Source organism: Aeromonas sp. A35_P (assembly GCF_002259925.1).
Classification (GTDB): Bacteria; Pseudomonadota; Gammaproteobacteria; order Enterobacterales; family Aeromonadaceae; genus Aeromonas; species Aeromonas dhakensis.
The window spans coordinates 20,307-38,264 of sequence record NZ_NEVB01000264.1; the positions used below are offsets into that span (position 1 = coordinate 20,307).

19 protein-coding genes, 4 tRNA genes and 1 riboswitch are annotated in these 17,958 nt (G+C 63.1%); of the genes, 10 read left to right on the forward strand and 13 right to left on the reverse strand.

All coding sequences use genetic code 11. From position 1 onward, the window contains the following. The first annotated feature begins 9 nt into the window (after positions 1-9). Both CAK78_RS22375 and ansB read left to right on the forward strand, forming a co-directional pair. Positions 10-204 (forward strand): heavy-metal-associated domain-containing protein, encoded by a 195-nt coding sequence (locus CAK78_RS22375; RefSeq protein ID WP_005305523.1) that lies wholly within the window; start codon positions 10-12, stop codon positions 202-204. 131 nt (positions 205-335) lie between these two features. After that, the gene (gene ansB / locus CAK78_RS22380; RefSeq protein WP_094698759.1) at positions 336-1,394 is read left to right on the forward strand and encodes an L-asparaginase 2; all 1,059 of its coding nucleotides are present in this window, start codon (positions 336-338) and stop codon (positions 1,392-1,394) included. An 86-nt stretch (positions 1,395-1,480) separates the two neighbouring features. Here the strand turns inward: ansB and CAK78_RS22385 are convergent, their stop codons facing one another. Further along, entirely contained in the window at positions 1,481-2,467 is a 987-nt protein-coding gene (locus CAK78_RS22385) for a sodium:calcium antiporter (RefSeq protein WP_254924860.1), read from the reverse strand. An 88-nt stretch (positions 2,468-2,555) separates the two neighbouring features. Then, positions 2,556-2,663: riboswitch (yybP-ykoY riboswitch) on the reverse strand. Positions 2,664-2,857: 194 nt separating this feature from the next. Here CAK78_RS22385 and CAK78_RS22390 point away from each other — a divergent pair. Continuing rightward, entirely contained in the window at positions 2,858-3,445 is a 588-nt protein-coding gene (locus CAK78_RS22390; RefSeq protein ID WP_005305531.1) for a superinfection exclusion B family protein, read from the forward strand. A gap of 60 nt (positions 3,446-3,505) precedes the next feature. On the opposite strand, the gene CAK78_RS22395 is transcribed toward CAK78_RS22390, so the two are convergent. The 4 genes from CAK78_RS22395 to CAK78_RS22410 all read right to left on the reverse strand — a co-directional run bounded on the left by CAK78_RS22395 (position 3,506) and on the right by CAK78_RS22410 (position 7,191). Further along, on the reverse strand, positions 3,506-3,964 hold the full coding sequence (locus tag CAK78_RS22395; RefSeq protein ID WP_005305534.1) for a methylglyoxal synthase: 459 nt from the start codon (positions 3,962-3,964) through the stop codon (positions 3,506-3,508). Positions 3,965-4,052: 88 nt separating this feature from the next. After that, a complete protein-coding gene (locus tag CAK78_RS22400) occupies positions 4,053-6,158 on the reverse strand; it encodes a DUF885 domain-containing protein (RefSeq protein ID WP_094698762.1) in 2,106 nt (701 codons plus the stop codon). Positions 6,159-6,360: 202 nt separating this feature from the next. Further along, the gene (gene bfr, locus CAK78_RS22405) at positions 6,361-6,840 is read right to left on the reverse strand and encodes a bacterioferritin (RefSeq protein ID WP_010635985.1); all 480 of its coding nucleotides are present in this window, start codon (positions 6,838-6,840) and stop codon (positions 6,361-6,363) included. A 144-nt stretch (positions 6,841-6,984) separates the two neighbouring features. Beyond that, positions 6,985-7,191 (reverse strand): bacterioferritin-associated ferredoxin, encoded by a 207-nt coding sequence (locus CAK78_RS22410; protein WP_010635984.1) that lies wholly within the window; start codon positions 7,189-7,191, stop codon positions 6,985-6,987. A gap of 137 nt (positions 7,192-7,328) precedes the next feature. Here CAK78_RS22410 and CAK78_RS22415 point away from each other — a divergent pair, with 137 nt between their 5' ends. Next, positions 7,329-7,640, forward strand: a complete 312-nt coding sequence (locus CAK78_RS22415; protein ID WP_094698763.1) for an HlyU family transcriptional regulator — start codon at positions 7,329-7,331, stop codon at positions 7,638-7,640. Then, the gene (locus CAK78_RS22420; protein WP_094698764.1) at positions 7,637-9,703 is read left to right on the forward strand and encodes a tRNA(Met) cytidine acetyltransferase TmcA; all 2,067 of its coding nucleotides are present in this window, start codon (positions 7,637-7,639) and stop codon (positions 9,701-9,703) included. The genes CAK78_RS22415 and CAK78_RS22420 overlap by 4 nt, the downstream gene beginning before the upstream one ends. On the opposite strand, the gene CAK78_RS22425 is transcribed toward CAK78_RS22420, so the two are convergent. Then, positions 9,690-10,409 (reverse strand): SDR family NAD(P)-dependent oxidoreductase, encoded by a 720-nt coding sequence (locus CAK78_RS22425; RefSeq protein ID WP_094698765.1) that lies wholly within the window; start codon positions 10,407-10,409, stop codon positions 9,690-9,692. The genes CAK78_RS22420 and CAK78_RS22425 overlap by 14 nt on opposite strands. A gap of 205 nt (positions 10,410-10,614) precedes the next feature. Here CAK78_RS22425 and CAK78_RS22430 point away from each other — a divergent pair, with 205 nt between their 5' ends. Further along, complete coding sequence (locus CAK78_RS22430) at positions 10,615-11,628, forward strand: chemotaxis protein CheV (RefSeq protein WP_094698766.1); 1,014 nt, start codon at positions 10,615-10,617, stop codon at positions 11,626-11,628. A gap of 59 nt (positions 11,629-11,687) precedes the next feature. On the opposite strand, the gene CAK78_RS22435 is transcribed toward CAK78_RS22430, so the two are convergent. Beyond that, positions 11,688-12,860 carry a CD0519/CD1768 family membrane protein gene (locus tag CAK78_RS22435; protein ID WP_094698767.1) on the reverse strand — a complete coding sequence of 391 codons (1,173 nt, stop codon included), beginning with the start codon at positions 12,858-12,860 and terminating at the stop codon, positions 11,688-11,690. Positions 12,861-13,240: 380 nt separating this feature from the next. Here CAK78_RS22435 and CAK78_RS22440 point away from each other — a divergent pair, with 380 nt between their 5' ends. Then, entirely contained in the window at positions 13,241-13,585 is a 345-nt protein-coding gene (locus CAK78_RS22440) for a hypothetical protein (protein WP_094698768.1), read from the forward strand. 27 nt (positions 13,586-13,612) lie between these two features. Here the strand turns inward: CAK78_RS22440 and CAK78_RS22445 are convergent, their stop codons facing one another. The 6 genes from CAK78_RS22445 to plsY form a co-directional block, all read right to left on the reverse strand. Next, complete coding sequence (locus tag CAK78_RS22445; RefSeq protein ID WP_094698769.1) at positions 13,613-14,947, reverse strand: potassium channel family protein; 1,335 nt, start codon at positions 14,945-14,947, stop codon at positions 13,613-13,615. A 255-nt stretch (positions 14,948-15,202) separates the two neighbouring features. Beyond that, positions 15,203-15,278, reverse strand: a tRNA-Asn gene (locus tag CAK78_RS22450). A gap of 8 nt (positions 15,279-15,286) precedes the next feature. After that, a tRNA-Phe gene (locus tag CAK78_RS22455) sits at positions 15,287-15,362 on the reverse strand. Between the two features lie 3 nt (positions 15,363-15,365). Next, positions 15,366-15,441: transfer RNA gene (locus tag CAK78_RS22460), tRNA-Thr, on the reverse strand. Between the two features lie 52 nt (positions 15,442-15,493). Next, a tRNA-Phe gene (locus CAK78_RS22465) sits at positions 15,494-15,569 on the reverse strand. Positions 15,570-15,616: 47 nt separating this feature from the next. After that, positions 15,617-16,279, reverse strand: coding sequence for a glycerol-3-phosphate 1-O-acyltransferase PlsY (gene plsY, locus CAK78_RS22470; RefSeq protein ID WP_043126978.1), 663 nt, complete (start codon positions 16,277-16,279; stop codon positions 15,617-15,619). 176 nt (positions 16,280-16,455) lie between these two features. On the opposite strand from plsY, the gene folB reads away from it, so the two are divergent. From folB to CAK78_RS22485, 3 genes are all read left to right on the forward strand, one after another. Continuing rightward, positions 16,456-16,827 carry a dihydroneopterin aldolase gene (gene folB, locus CAK78_RS22475; protein ID WP_010635977.1) on the forward strand — a complete coding sequence of 124 codons (372 nt, stop codon included), beginning with the start codon at positions 16,456-16,458 and terminating at the stop codon, positions 16,825-16,827. Next, on the forward strand, positions 16,827-17,336 hold the full coding sequence (folK, locus tag CAK78_RS22480; RefSeq protein WP_094698770.1) for a 2-amino-4-hydroxy-6-hydroxymethyldihydropteridine diphosphokinase: 510 nt from the start codon (positions 16,827-16,829) through the stop codon (positions 17,334-17,336). The genes folB and folK overlap by 1 nt, the downstream gene beginning before the upstream one ends. Before the next feature lie 121 nt (positions 17,337-17,457). Next, entirely contained in the window at positions 17,458-17,940 is a 483-nt protein-coding gene (locus CAK78_RS22485; protein ID WP_017788220.1) for a YbaK/EbsC family protein, read from the forward strand. The last annotated feature ends 18 nt before the right edge of the window (positions 17,941-17,958 follow it).

Here is a 17,958-nt window from a genome sequence, read left to right on the forward strand (position 1 = left end):
AGATATCCCATGACCATCGAACTCACCGTCTCCGGCATGTCCTGCGGTGGCTGCGCCGCCAGCCTGCAAAAAGCCCTGCTGGCCCAACCCGCTGTCAGCAGCGCCAGCGTCGACTTTGCCAGCAGCAAGGCCATCATCGAGAGCGAACTGAGCAAGGCCGAGCTGATCGCCCTGATCGAAACCAAAGGTTTCTCGGCGAGTTAAATTATCTCTATATAGGTATAAAACAGGTTAAAGTTCTGTATCCAGCTGTTTTTTGGTGAGAGTCATCACAAACCCCTGCAACAGAAAGCGCAAACTTGCTGCAATTTTTATCACCCAGAAGGAATTGCAGCATGACTCTCCCGATCCGCAAGACCCTGCTCGCCGCCGTCCTCGGCCTGACCCTCTCCCCGATGGCCATGGCCCTGCCCAGCGTCCATATCCTGGCCACCGGCGGCACCATTGCCGGGGCGGGGCAGTCCGCCACCCAGTCCAACTACGAGGCCGGCAAGGTGGCCATCGAAACGCTGATCGCCGCCGTGCCCGAGATGAAAAATGTGGCAGACGTGCAGGGTGAGCAGGTGGTGAAGATCGGCTCTCAGGACATGAACGACGAGGTGTGGTTGAAGCTCGCCAAGCGGGTCAACGAGCTGCTGGCCAGGGATGACGTGGACGGCATCGTCATCACCCACGGCACCGACACCATGGAAGAGACCGCCTACTTCCTCAATCTGACCGTCAAGAGCGACAAGCCGGTGGTACTGGTCGGCGCCATGCGTCCCTCCACCGCCATGAGCGCCGACGGCCCGATGAACCTCTACAACGCCGTGGTGACCGCTTCCGACCCCGCCTCCAAGGGGCGTGGCGTCATGGTGGCGATGAACGACACCGTACTCGATGCCCGTGACGTCACCAAGACCAACACCACAGGGGTGCAGACCTTCGCCTCCCCCAACTTCGGCCCGCTCGGCTACATCCACAACGGCAAGATCGACTATCAGCGCAGCCCGGCCCGCCAGCACACCAGCAAGACCCCGTTTGACGTGAGCAAGCTCGACAAGCTGCCCCAGGTCGGCATCGTCTACAGCTACGCCAACGCCTCGGATCTGCCGGCCAAGGCCCTGGTGGATGCCAAGTTCGATGGCATCGTCAGCGCCGGGGTGGGCAACGGCAACCTCTACCACACCCTGTTCGATACCCTGGCCAAGGCGAGCAAGGACGGCATTCGGGTTGTGCGCTCCGCCCGCGTGCCGACCGGCTCCACCACCCTGGATGCCGAGATCGATGACGCCAAGTACGGCTTCGTCGCCGCCGAGACCCTCAACCCGCAGAAGGCGCGGGTGCTGCTGATGCTTGCCCTGACCCAGAGCAAGGATCCGGCCCAGATCCAGCGCTGGTTCCAGCAGTTCTGATCTCCCTGCCAGGCCTCGGCCGCCAGAGGGAATGACAGCAAAAAGGGCGGGATACCATCCCGCCCTTTTTCATCGCCAATGGCACGTCAGCCCATGACCAGCCAGCCACAGAAGCCAAGGTAGATGAACCCCACCCAGGCCAGTTTGCCCGCCGTCATCCGTTCCCGACTGAACCCCCACCACAACAACGCCACCGCCAGCAGGGTCACCAGCGAGGAGACCATCATGGTGCTGTCCAGCAGCCAGGGGGTGAACAACAGGCAGAATGCCTTGGGGATGGTGCCCTGGATCATCATGGCCCCCGAGATGTTGGCCAGCGCCAGCCGGTGCTTGCCCTGTCGTACCCAGATCAGCACGTTCATCAGCTCGGGCATCTCGGTCGCCACCGGGCTCAGCAGCAGGGCCGCCAGCACCGGCGAGAGACCGAACAGCTCGCCCATCTGCTCCAGTTGATGGACGAACAGCTGGGCCGCCAATGCCACCACCACCAGCGCAACCAGCGTCTGCAGCAGCACCTTGCCAAGCGCCGGGATCTCGGCACCCGGATCCAGCTTGAGGGGCTCTGGCAACTCGACCTCGTGGCTGTAGGTCTGTTTCAGCTCGCGCCGCACATAGACCAGATAAACCAGTACGAACAACGGGGCCAGCCAGGCCTTGCCGGTAAAGGCCACCATGCCGAGCAGCACGGCCAGCAGGAAGATACCGACGAACCAGGCCTGGTCGCGGCCTATCTCGCGCTGCACCTCGCCATCGATGGCCCTGTGCTCCCGGCTCATGCACAGCAACAGGGTCACGCCGACGGCGGCATAACCTATGGTGGCCAGCACCAGCGGGCCGCCGAGGGCGGCGCCTATGCCTATCTGTTGCTGAGCGGGGGCATCCCCCATCAGCAATGCAGTCAGAGTGACGATGCACTCGGGCAGGGCGGTGCCGAGGGCCGCCAGCAGGGAGCCGGTGGCGCTCTGGGAGAACTTGAAGTGGTGGCCGGTCCATTCGATGCCATTGACGAAATATTCGCAGGCCAGATAGATGGTGACGGCAGAGAGCAGAAATAACAGCAGGGTGATCAACATGATGAGTAACCGCCAGGCGAGCAGAACAACCAATGGACCCGATATGGCTCGCCCGGCTGGCTTGCATATCGAGGCCAAAGGTCTTGCAGAGCGATGGATATCATCGCCGCTCATGCCATGGATCTGAGGATCCAAGAATGTTGACATGAGCCCTGCCCGGATCACGGGCGGGTTGCTACTCCCCTATGACAGTGCGGGCTTTTTACCAAGTTGAGCGCCGCCTCACAAGGCAAACTAATGATCATTCGCTCAACAAGTTGTAAGAGAATGTAACTGCCCTCCCACCGACTTTGCCATCCGGATCCACTCCAATGCCGGTGAGTTCCTCGCCTTGGCACACCGTTTGCTATGAGATGACTACTGTCCACACTGATTTGGGAAGGGTGAACGATGAAACGGTGGATCCAACATTTCTATCAACTGAACCGCCTCAACTGGCTGATGGTCTGGCTGCTGCTCTGCTGCAGCATCATTCTGCTGTTTCCGGCCGGTTTGATGCAGGGGGCCGTCAGCCAGTGGGCCGCCACACACGCCGCCTGGCTCGGCGTCGGCATGCTGATCGCCATCTCCTACTTCTGCAGCCAGGGCTTCCTGATCGCCTGGGAGTGGGCCTGCGACGAGTGGCAGTCCCGCCGTCAGCAGGATCAGCTGGCCCAGATGATCTCCTTTCTCGACTTCAACGAGAAGGCGGTGCTGCGCGAGTTCGTGCTGCAGCGCAAAAGCGTCATAAACTTGCCGATCACCGAGCCTGCCGTCAAAAACCTGATGGATGCCGGCGTGCTCACCTACGCCTATGGCAAACCAGCCCGGGAGAAAGAGGACGAGAACCAGATCCGCGCCCTGATGATCGCCCTGCCGGCCCGCCCGCTGCTCACCTACAAGGTGCTGGGGCTGTCGCGCGGCAAGATGAGCGACGAGCAGGTGGAGCAGATCATGAACGCCAGACCCAAGTTCGCGCAGAAAAGCTTCCAGCGCTGATCGTCGTTCCCGCCAATAAAAAGAGCCGGCCCTGTGGCCGGCTCTGTCGTTTCTGCCCCGTTACTGGGTTCTCGCCTTGAGATAGCCGGCGTAGTCCGGGATCTGCACGCTGAATGCCTGGCGCATGTGGGGGCTGTCCATGATGAAATCGGCGGTCGCCTCGTTGGTGGCGACCGGGATGTTCCAGACTGCCGCGAGGCGCAGCAGGGCCTTCACGTCCGGATCGTGGGGCACCGCATTGAGGGGATCCCAGAAGAAGATCAGCACGTCGATCTTGCCCTCGGCTATCAGGGCGCCGAGCTGCTGGTCGCCCCCCATGGGGCCGGAGAAGAGACAGGTGATGGGCAGTTGTGCCTGCTTGCCGAGCATGGTGCCGGTAGTGCCGGTGGCGTAGAGGTGGTGGAGCTTGAGCTCCTCCTTGCGCCGCATCACCCAGTTCAGCAGGGGGGTCTTCATGTTGTCGTGAGCCACCAGCGCCACTCGCTTGTGGGGCGCCATCTCACGGGCGATCTGTTCCATGGACATCATCCGTAGCAGTGTTGTTTGAATAGAGCCGTATCCTAATCGAAAGCGGCGCCCCTTGCCTTGCCGGGCGCCGTAACTGTGATCACTTCGACTGTTCAATCCACTGCCTGTTCTTCTGCTCCAGCACCGAGATGGGCAGCATGCCGTACTCCAGCACATGGTGGTGGAACGCCTTGAGGTCAAAGCCTGCGCCCAGCGCCTGCTCGGCCGACTCCCGCATCCGGATCAGCGCCAGCTGGCCCGCCTTGTAGGAAGTTGCCTGACCGGTGTAGGCCATGTAGCGGGGCACTTCGGAGCCGATGTCCCCCGCCCCCAGCGCCGAGTTCTCCTTCATGTAGTTGACGGCCTGGTCGTGGCTCCAGCCATACCAGTGGATGCCGGTGTCCACCACCAGCCGCATGGCCCTCAGCATCTCCTCGTTGAGGCGACCGAAGTACTGCAGCTGGTTGTTGAAGGCAGATGATCCCTCGACCTTCACGTCCCCTACCGCCGGATCATAGAGACCGCGCCCCTGATAGAGCCCCATGTCGTGATCCGCTAGGTATTCGGTGTAGAGTGCCCAGCCCTCCGCATAGGCGGTGTAGGAGGCGTTCGCCACGTACTGCGGGAAGTCGGGATCCTTGGCGGCCAACTCCTGGGCGATGGTGATCTGGAAGTGGTGGCCTGGCGCCGCCTCGTGGGCCAGCAGGGTGCTGATGTTCCAGCTCTGCAGACCATAGGGGTAGTAGGTGTTGAGGAAGAACTGCCCCTTGCGACCGGTCTGCGGGTTGCCGTCCTGATACCAGGCCACCCCGCCGTATGGCGCATCCGCATAGGAGACGGGCACCACCTCGTAATCCAGTTTGGGAATGGTGCGCTCGGCATCGAAGAAGTCCGGCAGCACCAGCGCCGCCTTGCTCTTGAAGGCGTTGTACTCCTGCAGTGCCCGCTCGTGTTCGGCCAGTGCCTGTTGCTGCGGCCCGCTCAGGGTCGCCCCGGCCGCATTGTCCGGGTTGAGGCCGGTCGACCAGACCGCCAGCGGGTTCTGGTAGAAGAAGGCCGGCTCGTTCAGATAACGAAAGAAGGCGTAGATCTGGCCGCTCTGCTTGCTCTGGCTCACGTCGTCGCTGTCACACTTGCCGACGGTATGGCACACCTTGACCATGGAGCCGAAGATCCGCTCCACCTCGCTCAGCCCCAGCGCATGCACCTGCTCCGGCGTCATGTCGGTGGTGGTGTGCTTCTTCAGCAGCCAGCGATACCAGTCGCGTCCGTTGGTCATGCCGCAGAAACCGTCGTCGCACTCGCCGCTGCCAAGGCGCACCGCATAGGCGCCGCCGTGCTGGTAATCCAGATAGTCGCGCAGCGCCAGATAGCGGCCGTTGATGCTGTCCAGCACCCCTTTGTACTCGCTGCGCAGCGCCTCGTCCGCCTCTCCCGGCAGTTGCTGCCAGCCGAGATAGGCGCCGGCGATCGCCTCCCCATCCAGCTTGCTGTTGAGCTGGGCCAGCAGCCGATCCACCAGCTCGTCCGGCAGGGTGTTGCCCTGGGCGCTGCCCAGTTCGAACTGGTGCTTCACCTCGGCAAGGTAGCCGTCATAGGCCTTGAGCCAGGTGAGGTGCTCCTGATACCAGGCCAGTGGCGCGGTGGCGGCCCTCGCCTTGCTCGCCGGAACCGGTGCCGCAGCCGGTCGATCGAGGTCGCGCCGCCAGGCGGCATCCCCCGGCGCGACCCGCTCGGCCGAACTCTGCTCGAAGTAGTCGAAGCCGCGCTCGACGGTGCGGGCGGCTCTGCCACTGGCCGGGGCGGCCCCCACGTCATCAGCCAGATCCACTACCCGGTTGCGGAAGTGGTGGATCGGGATCTGGGACTGGGGCAGATCGTACCCCGTCAGGTTGATCTGCAGATCCCAGCGGATCATGTCGTAGAACAACCGGTCCCGTTCGCTCAGCACGCTCGCGTCCAGAGCATCCAGCCGTTTGAGCAGGGCACTGTCGAGGGCCTTGCGCCTGGCAATGCTGGCGGCATCGATGGCAAAGCCGTAGGGATCGAGCGCCTGGCCCTCGCGCAGGGCCTCATCCATGGTCTGCATCAGGGAGGCCTTGGTGGCGGCGGGATCCGCCGGAGCGTTGGAGCTGTTGTCATTGCAGGCCGCGAGCGAGAGTGCGATGGCGCAAGCCAGCGCCAGCTTGTTGGGCAAGAAGTGCATGGTGTAGTCCTTTAACCGTTGTTATTGTTTGCCCCCGAAAAGGGGTTCCAATAGTGCATCTCTCTCGCTCGCTTTTTTGCGACATGATTAACAAAAATAAGCTTACTTTTCATAATGATAAGTCTCATGAAAAGCTATGCAGACGGAGATTAAAAAACCCGCCTGAGCGGGTTTTTTAATCGTTTTTTCATGCCATAACTATTCAGGAACCGCCGTGATGCAGCTGGGACTGCTGATAGTTCTCCAGCCCGATGCGATCGATGAGATCGAGCTGGGTCTCCAGCCAGTCCACGTGCTCCTCTTCATCCTCCAGGATATCCTGGAACAGATCGCGGCTGATGTAGTCCTGCACCGACTCGGCGTAGGCGATGGCCACCTTCAGATCCGGGATGGCATCCATCTCCAGCGACAGGTCGCAGCGCAGCATCTCCTCCACCGTCTCGCCGATGCGCAGCTTGCCCAGATCCTGCAAGTTGGGCAGTCCTTCCAGAAACAGCACCCGCTTGACCAGCTCGTCGGCGTGTTTCATCTCATCGATGGATTCGTGATACTCCTTGTGCCCGAGCGCCTTGAGGCCCCAGTCATCGTAGATGCGGGCATGCAGAAAATATTGGTTGATGGCTATCAGCTCATTGGCCAGCACCTTGTTGAGGTGGGCAATGATCTTGGGATCTCCTTTCATCGACAGTGCTCCTTGGTTCGTGCCTGAGGCTGGGATCCTTAGAGCTTAGTCCAGAAAAGTGACAACAATAGGTCCGGCGAGCCAGCTCGCCTGCGGGAAGGGATTGAAAAAACAGGTCGGTTTTTACCGACATTGCGACCTTGTTCAGGCCACCTCGTAGTAGAGCGGCGCCTGTTCCAGCTCGGCTTTGTCGAGTTCGGCGGCGATGATCTCCATGGTCATGCGCACGCATTTGCCGCACTGGGCGCCGACGTCGAGCGACTGCTTGAGCTGGCGAAACTCGGTCTTGCCTGCCTGTACCGCCTTGCGGATCTGGGAATCTGTGATGCCGCGGCACAAACAGACGTACATAGTGTTTACCTCATGCTGGATTGCCATGAAATCTAAATGAGAATGGTTCGTAGTGCAAATAACTATTGGTAATAAGATCCCCCGCTTGCCAGCCATCAACCCCTTGGTGACAATGCCCTGTCACTGAGGGAAACATCATGCTCAAGAAACTGTTCACTGCCCTGTTTGGCGACCAGCCCGCTCCGGTCGCCGAAGTCACCCCCACCGAGTACGCCGGCTACCTCATCTATCCCGAGCCCATGGCCGAAGGGGGTCAGTATCGGCTGGCTGGCCGCATCACCAAGGAGCTGGACGATGTGCTGCAGACCCACCGCTTCATCCGATCCGATCTGTTTGCCAACCCCGCCGATGCGGAGCGCTTCATGGTGCAGAAGGCGCACACCTTTATCGACCAGATGGGGGATCGCATGTTCGAGCCCCGCAAACCGGCCGACAGCGCTGCTTCATGATGCCGGTTGCGCTCGACGAGCTGCGCCAGGCACTGGCCCGCGCCGGCGAACGGCGGCTGATCTGGCTGGAAGGTGATGAGGCCGATTGCATCGCCCGGGCCGAGGCGCTGCTTGGCGGCCTCTGCTACTGGCTGGGGGACGGCCCGAGCGAGCACCACCCGCAGCCGGCGGCCAAGGCGTTGCAGCGACTCGGTCAGGAGTGCGACACGCTTGTATTCAATGCCTGCAGCGGTTTTCACCCCGATGCGTTCGGGGCGCTGGCGGGCACCTTGCGGGCGGGCGGCCTGCTGCTGCTGCTGACCCCGCCGCGAGCCCAATGGCCTGCCTGGCCGGATCCAGACCGGGTTCGTCTGGTGGCACAACCGGAAGATACGGCACTGGCGGGCCACGGCTTTCTCGCCCGGCTGGTGCGGTTGCTGGCGGGTGACCCCGCCCTCGAGCTAGCCCCTCCTGCAACGGCAACCCAATGGCAGCCGGTTGGGCCGGCGCGACCATTGAGCTGTGATCAGGCCCGCGCCCTGCCCGCCATCCACAAGGTGTTGCACGGTCACCGCCGCCGTCCGCTGGTATTGAGTGCGGATCGAGGCCGCGGCAAGAGCAGCCTGCTGGGGCTGGCCGCCGCCGAGCTGCTGCGCCAACAACCCGACCTGCAGATCCTGGTGACTGCCCCCTCCCAGGCCACGGTCGCCACCCTGTTTGCCCACGCAGCCCGTGCCCTTGAAGACGCGCCGCAACTGCTGGCAAGACTCAGCTACTGCTCGCCGGATCGGCTGGTGCACGAGCCACTGCAACCCGATCTGCTGCTGGTGGACGAAGCCGCCGCCATTCCGACCCCGCTGCTGGAAGCCATGCTGGCCCGGCACGGTCGCATCGTCTTCGCCACCACGGAGCACGGCTACGAGGGTACGGGCCGCGGTTTTCACCTGCGCTTCAAGCGGGTGCTCGATCGCGAGACACCCGGCTGGCAGGAGATCCACCTGGCCGAGCCGATCCGCTGGAGCAGCCGGGATCCGCTGGAGCCACTGGTGTTCCGTCTGCTCGGCCTCAACGCCGAGGTCGAGACGCCGCCTGCCCCCACCCAGCCTGGCTGGCGCCGGCTCGAGCAGGATGCACTGGCTGCCGACGAAGGGCTGCTCCATCGGGTATTCGGCCTGCTGGTGCTGGCCCACTACCAGACCACACCGAGCGATCTGCGCTACCTGCTGGAGAGCCCGACCCTCGACATCCACCTGCTGGAGCAGGGCCCGCATCTGCTCGGGGTGGCGCTGGTGGCCCGGGAAGGAGAGATAGATCCTGAGCTGGCCGAGGCGATCTGGGCCGGGCGGCGGCGTCCGCGCGGCCATCTACTGCCCCAGTCGCTGCTGGCGCACGCCGGCTTCAAGGCGGCAGGCGCACGCAGCTACGCCCGGGTGATACGCATCGCCATCCATCCGGCGCTGCATCGCAGCGGGCTGGGGTCGCTCCTGCTGGCCCACCTCGAACAGCATTATCAGGCAGCAGGGTTCGACTATCTGGGCTCGGCCTTCTCGGCCAGCGCCGATCTGCTGCCCTTCTGGCGCAAGGCCGGGCTCAGGGTGCTGCGCATCGGCCTGCAGCGGGATGCCGCCAGCGGCAGCCACGCCGCCCTGCTGCTCAAGGCACTGCAACCGGTCCGCGCCACCGAGCTGGCCGAGTGGCATCGGCGCTTCGTGCGCCAACTGCCGACCCTGCTGGCGGGTGAGCTGAAAACCCTTGAATCCGAACTGGTGTGGCAGTGCCTGCAGGATGCGGAGGCCAGCTCGAGCAGGCTCGATGGCTTTGATCAGGATGAACTGGCCTGCTTTGCCCACCACCACAAGCCGTTCGAGCTGTGCCAGCCCAGCCTGCAGCGCTGGCTGGCGGGCAACCTGACGAAACTGGCAAAGCTTGACCCCGCCGAGCGACAACTGCTGATCGCCACCATCTGGCAATATGCCGACTTGGGAGCGCTGGCGGCCAGGCTGCAACTGGCAGGCAAGCCGGCGGTCATCAAGGCGCTGCGCAGCCTGCTGGCCCGGCTGCTGCAGCCCGCTACCACTCGATAGGCTCGCCTCGCCAGTCGAGGTAGCTCAGCTCGCCATCCGGCGTCAGCCGCGCCATCAGCGTCACCAGATGCGCGGCAGCCTGCTGCGGGCTGTGCAGACTGCCGGCGGCCAGGTTGCCGTGAAACGGTCGCGAGAGCGGGGTGTCCACCGTGCCCGGATGAAACGCCAGCAGCTTGACGCCGGGCGCCCGCCTGGCGAGCTCGATGGCAGCACACTTGAGCAGCATGTTGAGGGCCGCCTTGGCGGCGCGATAGCCATACCAGCCCCCGGTGCGGTTGTCGCCGATGCTGCCCACCCGGGCACTGAGCACCGCCAGGGTACAGGGGCTCGACCCCAGCAGGGGCAGCAGCTGGCTGATCCAGCGCAGCGGCAGCAGGGCGTTGGTCTGATAGAGCTGGGTCATGGCCTCGAGGTTGAGCGCCTCGAGCCGTTTCTCCGGCCGGATGCTTCCCTGCTGCAGCAAGCCGTTGCAGATCACCAGCCAGCGCGGCCTCGGCGCCAGCTCGCCGATGCGGGCCACCGCATCTGCCAGCTGTTCATCACTGTAATCGCAGCGCAGCCAGTGCAGCCTGGCGCTATTGAGCCCCGCCGGTTGCGGCTGGCGACTGATGGCGATGACGGGCGCGGCACCCGCCGCCAGCCAGTGCGCCACCAGGGCGCTCCCCAGCCCACCACCGGCACCGATCACCACGACACTCTCTTCCATGACTCCCCCCTTGCGGCGAGTGTGATGGCCTTCTCCATCGCCCCGCGCTTTTCCTGATAGGCTGATACGCGCCTTCCAGCCTGCGGGATCAAGCGGTTATGGAGGCGATCTTGTGTGGATCCCGTCGTCAGCGGCGGATCCATTCCTATACTGAGGGAAAACCGCAGCGGCTGCTGCCAGCGCAACCAGAAGCACGAGAGTGACCATGATGGCCAAAGACGGGGAAGAGCGTAAATCCATTCTGACCGAGAGCGGCACCAACGAGCTCGAGATCATCGAATTCCACCTCAAGAAGCAGCTGCCCGATGGCCGCGAGAAAATAGCCTACTACGGCATCAACGTCGCCAAGGTGCGCGAGGTGATCCGGGTGCCGGAGACCACCGACTACCCCAACGCCCAGCGTCACATGGTGGGGGTCTTCTCCCTGCGCGAGCGGCTGATCCCGCTGGTGGATCTGGCCGGCTGGCTTGGTATCAAAACCAACCCGGACAACAGCCACAAGGTGGTCATCGTCACCGACTTCAACAAGATGGCAAACGGCTTCCTCATCGACAGCGTCAGCAGGATCCACCGGGTCTCCTGGGAGGATGTGGAATCCCCCAGCCAGTTCCTGGAGGCAGGCGAGAATGACTGCGTGGTGGCGGTGGTCAGGCGCGACGGCAACCTCATCATGATCCTCGACTTCGAGAAGATCATCGCCGACATCAACCCCGAGCTGAGCATGGAGAAGTACGATGTGACCCAGGATCGCAAGGTCATCATCGACGATCGCATGATGGCCATGCGCCAGGCCAAAACCATCCTGGTGGTGGACGACTCCGCCTTCATCCGCAAGATGATCGAGACCACCCTGCGCACCGCGGGCTACAACGTGGTGACCGCCAAGGACGGGGGCGACGGGCTGGAGATGCTGATGGAGTTCGATCGCCTGTCGCAGGAGGAGAAGATCCCGGTGGCCGAGTTCGTCAGCGGCATCATCACCGACGTGGAGATGCCCCGCATGGACGGTATGCACCTGCTCAAGCGGCTGCGCGATACCCCCGCCTTCAAGACCATTCCCATCGTCATGTTCTCGTCGCTGATGAGCGATGACAATCGCCAGAAGGCGCTGCAGCTGGGGGCCAACGACACCATCACCAAACCGGAGCTGGGCCGCATGGTCGGCATGATGGACAACTTCCTGCTCGGCATCCCCATTCCCAAACCGGGCAACCTGTAGGCCACCGGTCGGCCACGCAAACAAAAGGGCGCCTCGGCGCCCTTTTGCTGCTTGATGGATCAGCCCAGCCAGAGGTAGAGCTGGTGAGCCGCCACCCCGGCACACAGGCCCCCGACGGTGTGGGCCACGATGGCGCGGGAGGTGAGATGACGATAGCCGAGCGCATCCAGCATGGCGGTGTGGGTGCTCAAAAAGCCGCTCCAGCACATGCCCATGGCGGTGAACACCGCCACCTCGTTGCCGGTGATCCAGCCCTTGCCGATGAAAGGGGGCACCAGCGACATGGCAGCCCCGACCGCCCCCAGCGAGGTAACCGGGAAGGCCACCAGCTCGGCATGGGTGAAGCCGAACAGCAGCTCGAACAGCCAGCCCACCTTGGCCGCCAGCACCGGCAGCAGCGCCACCCCCTGGAAGGCCTCGCCGGTATACCCCTTCTCACCAGGGCCGAAGGTCAGCAGCATCACGAAGGTGCTGATGATGAGCACCCCGGGGATCACCGCCATCCCCAGCTCCACCCCGGATTTGCCACCGTCCAGCAGGGCGTTGAGCACCCGCAGCCAGGTGGGTGCAGCCTCCCGGCTCAGGCCGGGCTTGGCCCCCACGCTCGCCACCTCGTCGGCGATCGGGGTCTCCCCCACCAGCGGGCGGATCATCCGCTGCATCAGGCGGGTCGATACCACGGAGCCGATGAGGGCGCCGAGCAGGCCGATCAGCGCCGCACTGGCGGTGGACTCACCCCCCGGCAGCTGCAGGGTGGCCATGAAGGTCACCACGATCAGCCCCATGCCGAAGGCGGTGCCAAAGTTGGTGAGCGAGACCAGCTGCCAGGGGGCGAAGCCCTTGCGAAAGCGGCTGTCCCTGGCGAGGCTGATCACCGCCGGGTTGTCGGAGAAGAAGGTCATCAGGGCCGCCAATGCGGTGCGGCCCGGCAGCCGGAACACCGGCTTCATCAGCGGTGCCAGCAGCACCTCCAGCAGGCGGATCACCCCGAACTCGCTGAGCAGCTGGCTGAGCGCCCCCGACAGCACTGTGATGCCCATGATGAAGAGCACAGTGTTGAGCAGCAGCTGGTGGGCGGTGTTGAACAGGGTGTTGACCAGGGCGGAGAGGCCCATCTGGCTGCCGAGGTAGCCAAACAGACTGCCGAGAATGGCCAGCACCAATACCGGCTCCAGCCAGCGGCGAAGGGAGGCCGCCCCCTGGTGAGAATCTTTAACTGCTTGATTTTCCATACCAATCCTGAAATCTGTCGCTGTGTGGTGAGTATTGTTGTTATGGCCCCCATAAAGCAGGAGCCCTTGTCTTGCGACAAGGGCTCCTTGCATTGATTCTTCTGCCGGACTCGAACTGTGCCATGCGGACTGACTGTCCACCACGCTGGCGACTGAGCCGGGGAGGAGAAAACGGGTGGCCGGACGATCCTGTCCAGTCTGCCTGTCTCGCACCAGCGCACCGGCACCACGGCCTGCCCGGCGACGAAACGGGGCGGCAGTATAGCAACTGGGGCCGATCGGCGAAACAAGGGGTGGCCGGTACGGATTGCCGCCCAGCGCCTGCGCGGGTAAGCTTCCCCATCGGCAATCGACTCCGTCATTCACCATCCGGCAGCAACATGGGCAGCACCATGAACGACCTCGTGACCTATATCAGGGCCATCCATCGCCAGGCAGGACCGGCGATACTCGTCCGCCAGCAGAGCGAACAACACAGCGAGCAGGACGAGAGCGGCCCCCTGACCCACCACCGGCAGACCCATTACTGGTTCGCCAACGGCGTGGTCATCTGCCACCAGCTGGAGCTGGACGAAGAGCCCTCCCCACAAGTCTGCCCGGAGTGCTGGATCAGCTACCGGGTGGTCGCCAGCCCCATTCCCATCACCCCTGTGCGCAAGCTGTTCCACAACCCCTGCCAGGAGGCCTTCTGGCTCAAGATGCAGGAGATCACGCCAGCCGCCTGACCCGCTCGACCAGTGACCGGCGCCCCGTCAATACTGCTTGGTCTTGGCGGCAAACCCCGCCAGGAACAGCCCGGTCAGGAACATACCGCAGAAGGCCTCGATGGCCGACAGCAGCTGGAGCGGGGAGGAAGTCTGGGAGATGTCGCCATAGCCCAGGGTCACGAAAGTGACGATGCTGAAATAGAGCGAGCGCCCAAGATGGTCATGGGTGACCGATCCCGGCGCCAGATAATAGGTCAGGGTCGCCAGCAGGATCACCCCCATCGACAGCAGCAGGCTGCGGATCGGCCGCTCGCCAAAACCCCAGGTGATGAACTTGGCGGCGCATTTCAGGTAGCACAGCAGGGTGAGCCAGCCTTTCTTGAGCCAGCCGCTGCGCAGCCAGCACTCCTTGAACAGCTCCCTGGGGCTCGCCAGCGACTTCATCTCGTGCCGCTTCTCCTGGTAGTAGCACTCGCCGGCATCGACGGTGTCGCCCACGCTGGAGAAGAGCCGCTTGGCGTTGCGGTAAAGCTTGCTGGCCTCGCTGTGATCGACCCGGCCATTCTCATTGTAGGCCACCTGCACCTTGTCCAGGTTGGTGTGCTCCATGGTGGCGTCGAAGTTCTTGGCCCGCACGTTGAAGTTTTTCAGCACCGCCCGGGAGGAGTGAAAGCGGATCTCCTCGCACTCGATGGTGAAGTCCTGAAACACCCCGTCCTCCAGCGCCAGCTCCCGCTTCTTGGCCCAGGCCCTGTGGTCCCACAGCAGGGAGTCGAACAGATCGAGCCCGATCACCCCGCCGTTGACCCTCACCCCCTTGGCCGAGCAGTGCCACAGATAGACCTTGGAGTTGTTGACGGCACCGTCCAGCGAGAGCTCGTCCAGGCAGGTGAAGTCGAGCAGCCGGCCTGAGATGATGGGGCTTTTGAGCTCGACGCCGCCGATGTTGAGCAGCCGGTGCCTGCCCAGCACCTGGGCCTCCCCCTTGTTGTTCTCGGAGACCGAGAGCAGGCTCTGCACCCGCTTCACCTCGTCCTTGCCGTGTTTGCCGGCCAGCCACATGCAGTAGGGTTCAAAGCGCGTCTCGGCGCGGATCAGCCCGCTCTTGCGCAGGGACTCCAGCGCGCTCGAGGCTGTCTCATAGAGTCTGATCTTGTCGTCGCTCATGTAGAGGCACAGGCTCAGCACGCAGCGGGAGCTGATGAAGCGGGCGATGCCGATCTGGAAGATCACCTGCTTGTCGATCTTCTGCTCCGTCATCCAGTCGTCGAAATGGGGCAGCGATGCCACCAGCAGATCCCAGATCAGGGGATAATCGTTGGCCCGGCGCCACTCGTTGAACTGTTCGGGGGAAAGCTGCCAAAGCTCTGTTGCATTCATGCATGACCTCACTCAAGAAAGCGGTCCCGTTCTCCTGTGCCCACCGATGCGACAGAGGCCGCCAGGGCAAGATGGGCAGAATAGGGACTCATCACGCCATCATACTAGGCGGGCGGGGGAAGTCACTGGCGGGAGCGGTACGGCAGGGGCACTGCGACAACTTGCCGCCGAGCTGGCGAGATCTTGCTCAATGGGGCACCGGATGCCGGAAAACGGGCAAAGAAAAAGCCCAGCATTGCTGCTGGGCTTTTGAATTGGCTCCTCCTGCTGGGCTCGAACCAGCGACCTGCGGATTAACAGTCCGTCGCTCTACCGACTGAGCTAAGGAGGAATTATAAGTGGTGCCCAGAGACGGAATCGAACCGCCGACACGGGGATTTTCAATCCCCTGCTCTACCGACTGAGCTATCTGGGCAAATGGTGCCGGCTACCGGAATCGAACTGGTGACCTACTGATTACAAGTCAGTTGCTCTACCTACTGAGCTAAGCCGGCACACTTTAAACCATTGTGCATGAACAAGTTTTTCTTTCACGACACCAAAATTTGGTGCCCAGAGACGGAATCGAACCGCCGACACGGGGATTTTCAATCCCCTGCTCTACCGACTGAGCTATCTGGGCGTGGGCGCTATTAAACGGATTTTAAGGCAGGTGGTCAACGGGAAATTTCACTTTTTGTCTCGTTCGTCTCTTTTTTGCTCAGGATCATCAATTTCCAGCACTTCTTCCTGCTCGGCGCGGTTCTGGCGGCCCCAGACTCTGGGCTCCTCCCCTTTCAGCAGGCGGGCGATGTTCTCGTGATGGCGGATCAGAATGAGGCAGGAGAGCAGCGACACCGGCAGCGTGTATTCCGGCTTGAGCAGGTAGGTAAAGAGCGGGGTCAGCAACACGGTAATGATGGAGGCCAGCGACGAATAGCCGCTCACCAGCAACACCAGCAGCCAGGTGCCGATCACCGCGCCCCCCATGGTGAAGCCGATGGGCATCATGGTGCCAAGCGCCGTGGCTACCCCCTTGCCGCCACGAAAGTGGAAGAAGATGGGGTACATGTGGCCGAGACAGGCAGCCACCCCGATAAAGCCGAGGTAGACGGGTTTGATCTGCAGATACCAGGCGAGATAGACGGGAGCCGTGCCCTTGAGCACATCGAGCAGCAGCACCACCACGGCCGCCAGCCGACCGCCGAGGCGCAGCACATTGGTTGCCCCCGGGTTGTGGGAGCCGTGATCACGGGGATCCGGCAGACCCGTGATGCGGGAAACCAGCACAGCACTGGACAGCGAGCCGCCCAGGTAGGCCAGAATAATCATCAAAATCGTCAGGGCCGTCATCTTGGTCGTTTTTACCACGATATGAATGGGGTATGATGCGGGCCACATTCTCTGGCGCCTGCGTGGGGTTGCCCACCGCGTGTCGCCCAAACCGGCCGCCGGCACTCATCCGCTGGCCAGGCCTGCATCCCTGCGCTGTCATCACAGCCCATCAAGAGTAAAGAAGAAGTACTGTCATGGACAAGGTGTTTATTCGCGGACTCGAGGTTTTGACCACTATCGGTGTATACGAGTGGGAGAAAGGCATTCGCCAGAAGCTCTGTTTCGACCTCGAGATGGGGTTCGACAACCGCCCCGCCGCCGCAACCGACGATATCAATCTGGCACTGGATTACGCCACCCTCTCTCGCAAGATCTGTGATCACGTCGCCAGCAAGGTGGTGGAGCTGGTCGAAACCATGGCCGAACAGGTCGCCATGCTGGTGCTGGCCGACGAACGGGTGCAGTGGGTCAAGGTCACCCTGACCAAGCCGGGTGCCGTCCCCAATGCCGCCGGTGTCGGCGTCGAGATCCTGCGTCACCGCACCCCGGCCGCGAGCGCCAACTGATGACCCGCATCTATATCAGCCTGGGATCCAACATCGAGCGGGAACGCCATATTCGCGCCGGCCTCGATGCGCTGCAGGCCGAGTTTGGCGAGCTGCAGGTCTCCCGGGTGTTCGAGAGCGAGGCGGTGGGCTTCAACGGTCGCCCCTTCTACAACCTGGTGGTGGGTGCCGACACCGAGCTGCCGCTGGCGACCCTGTGTCAGCGACTGCGCGCCATGGAGTTCGCCCACGGCCGCGAGCCGGACGCCAAGAAGTTCGCCCCGCGCACCCTGGATCTCGATCTGCTGCTCTACGGCGAGCTGGTCTGCGAGACGCCGCTGGTGCTGCCGCGCGGCGAGATCCTCACCAACGCCTTCGTGCTCTGGCCACTGGCCGAGCTGGCGCCCAAGTTCTGCCACCCCATCGATGGCCGCACCATCGGCGAGCTGTGGGCGTGCTACGACAAGGCCTCCCAACGGCTCTGCCCCATTCCCTTTCACTGGGAAGCGGGCGCATTGCAGCACCACTGAACGACAAGGGCACCCACGGGTGCCCTTGTCGTTGATGGACAGAGCTGATAACGGATAAGAAACCGTGATTGGGCCTGCGCCGCGGCAAGTGGCAGGATGGCCGCCATCACAGGAGGACCCCATGCCACTCGATACCATTCACGACTTCAACTGCCGGCTGCTGGCCGAACTGCCCCATCAGCGTTTCGAGCACGAGCCCATCCTCGACTACGCCACCGATGAAAAGGTGAGAGCCCGCCTCGGCTGGCAGGCCGAGTTCAGCAAGACCCTGTTTCTCAAGTTCAAGGATGGCCGCTTTGCGCTGCTGCTGACCCACAGGGACGGCCGGCTCGACAACAAGGCGGTCAAGGCGGCGCTCGGCGCCAAGCCCTCCATCTGCACCGCCGACGAGATGCAGGCCGAGATCGGCTGCCTGCCGGGCGCGGTCTGCCCCTTCCTGCCCCGCGCCGACATCCCGCTGCTAGTGGATCCTGTGCTCATGACCCACCACGCCTTTACCTGGACCCCGGGCCACCCCGAGCAGACCTTCCTGCTAGAAACCGCCCACCTGGCCGGACTGCTGGCCCAGCTGCCCTGCCAGGTGAGCTACCTGCCGGCCCCCTGAGCCCGCAGCTCAGCGCTT

Coding starts and splice junctions, on each gene's coding strand:
- CAK78_RS22375 (WP_005305523.1), top strand. CDS start 10: ATGACCATCGAACTCACCGTCTCCGGCATGTCCTGCGGTGGCTGCGCC.
- ansB (WP_094698759.1), top strand. CDS start 336: ATGACTCTCCCGATCCGCAAGACCCTGCTCGCCGCCGTCCTCGGCCTG.
- CAK78_RS22385 (WP_254924860.1), bottom strand. CDS start 2,467: ATGTTGATCACCCTGCTGTTATTTCTGCTCTCTGCCGTCACCATCTAT.
- CAK78_RS22390 (WP_005305531.1), top strand. CDS start 2,858: ATGAAACGGTGGATCCAACATTTCTATCAACTGAACCGCCTCAACTGG.
- CAK78_RS22395 (WP_005305534.1), bottom strand. CDS start 3,964: ATGGAACAGATCGCCCGTGAGATGGCGCCCCACAAGCGAGTGGCGCTG.
- CAK78_RS22400 (WP_094698762.1), bottom strand. CDS start 6,158: ATGCACTTCTTGCCCAACAAGCTGGCGCTGGCTTGCGCCATCGCACTC.
- bfr (WP_010635985.1), bottom strand. CDS start 6,840: ATGAAAGGAGATCCCAAGATCATTGCCCACCTCAACAAGGTGCTGGCC.
- CAK78_RS22410 (WP_010635984.1), bottom strand. CDS start 7,191: ATGTACGTCTGTTTGTGCCGCGGCATCACAGATTCCCAGATCCGCAAG.
- CAK78_RS22415 (WP_094698763.1), top strand. CDS start 7,329: ATGCTCAAGAAACTGTTCACTGCCCTGTTTGGCGACCAGCCCGCTCCG.
- CAK78_RS22420 (WP_094698764.1), top strand. CDS start 7,637: ATGATGCCGGTTGCGCTCGACGAGCTGCGCCAGGCACTGGCCCGCGCC.
- CAK78_RS22425 (WP_094698765.1), bottom strand. CDS start 10,409: ATGGAAGAGAGTGTCGTGGTGATCGGTGCCGGTGGTGGGCTGGGGAGC.
- CAK78_RS22430 (WP_094698766.1), top strand. CDS start 10,615: ATGATGGCCAAAGACGGGGAAGAGCGTAAATCCATTCTGACCGAGAGC.
- CAK78_RS22435 (WP_094698767.1), bottom strand. CDS start 12,860: ATGGAAAATCAAGCAGTTAAAGATTCTCACCAGGGGGCGGCCTCCCTT.
- CAK78_RS22440 (WP_094698768.1), top strand. CDS start 13,241: ATGGGCAGCACCATGAACGACCTCGTGACCTATATCAGGGCCATCCAT.
- CAK78_RS22445 (WP_094698769.1), bottom strand. CDS start 14,947: ATGAATGCAACAGAGCTTTGGCAGCTTTCCCCCGAACAGTTCAACGAG.
- plsY (WP_043126978.1), bottom strand. CDS start 16,279: ATGACGGCCCTGACGATTTTGATGATTATTCTGGCCTACCTGGGCGGC.
- folB (WP_010635977.1), top strand. CDS start 16,456: ATGGACAAGGTGTTTATTCGCGGACTCGAGGTTTTGACCACTATCGGT.
- folK (WP_094698770.1), top strand. CDS start 16,827: ATGACCCGCATCTATATCAGCCTGGGATCCAACATCGAGCGGGAACGC.
- CAK78_RS22485 (WP_017788220.1), top strand. CDS start 17,458: ATGCCACTCGATACCATTCACGACTTCAACTGCCGGCTGCTGGCCGAA.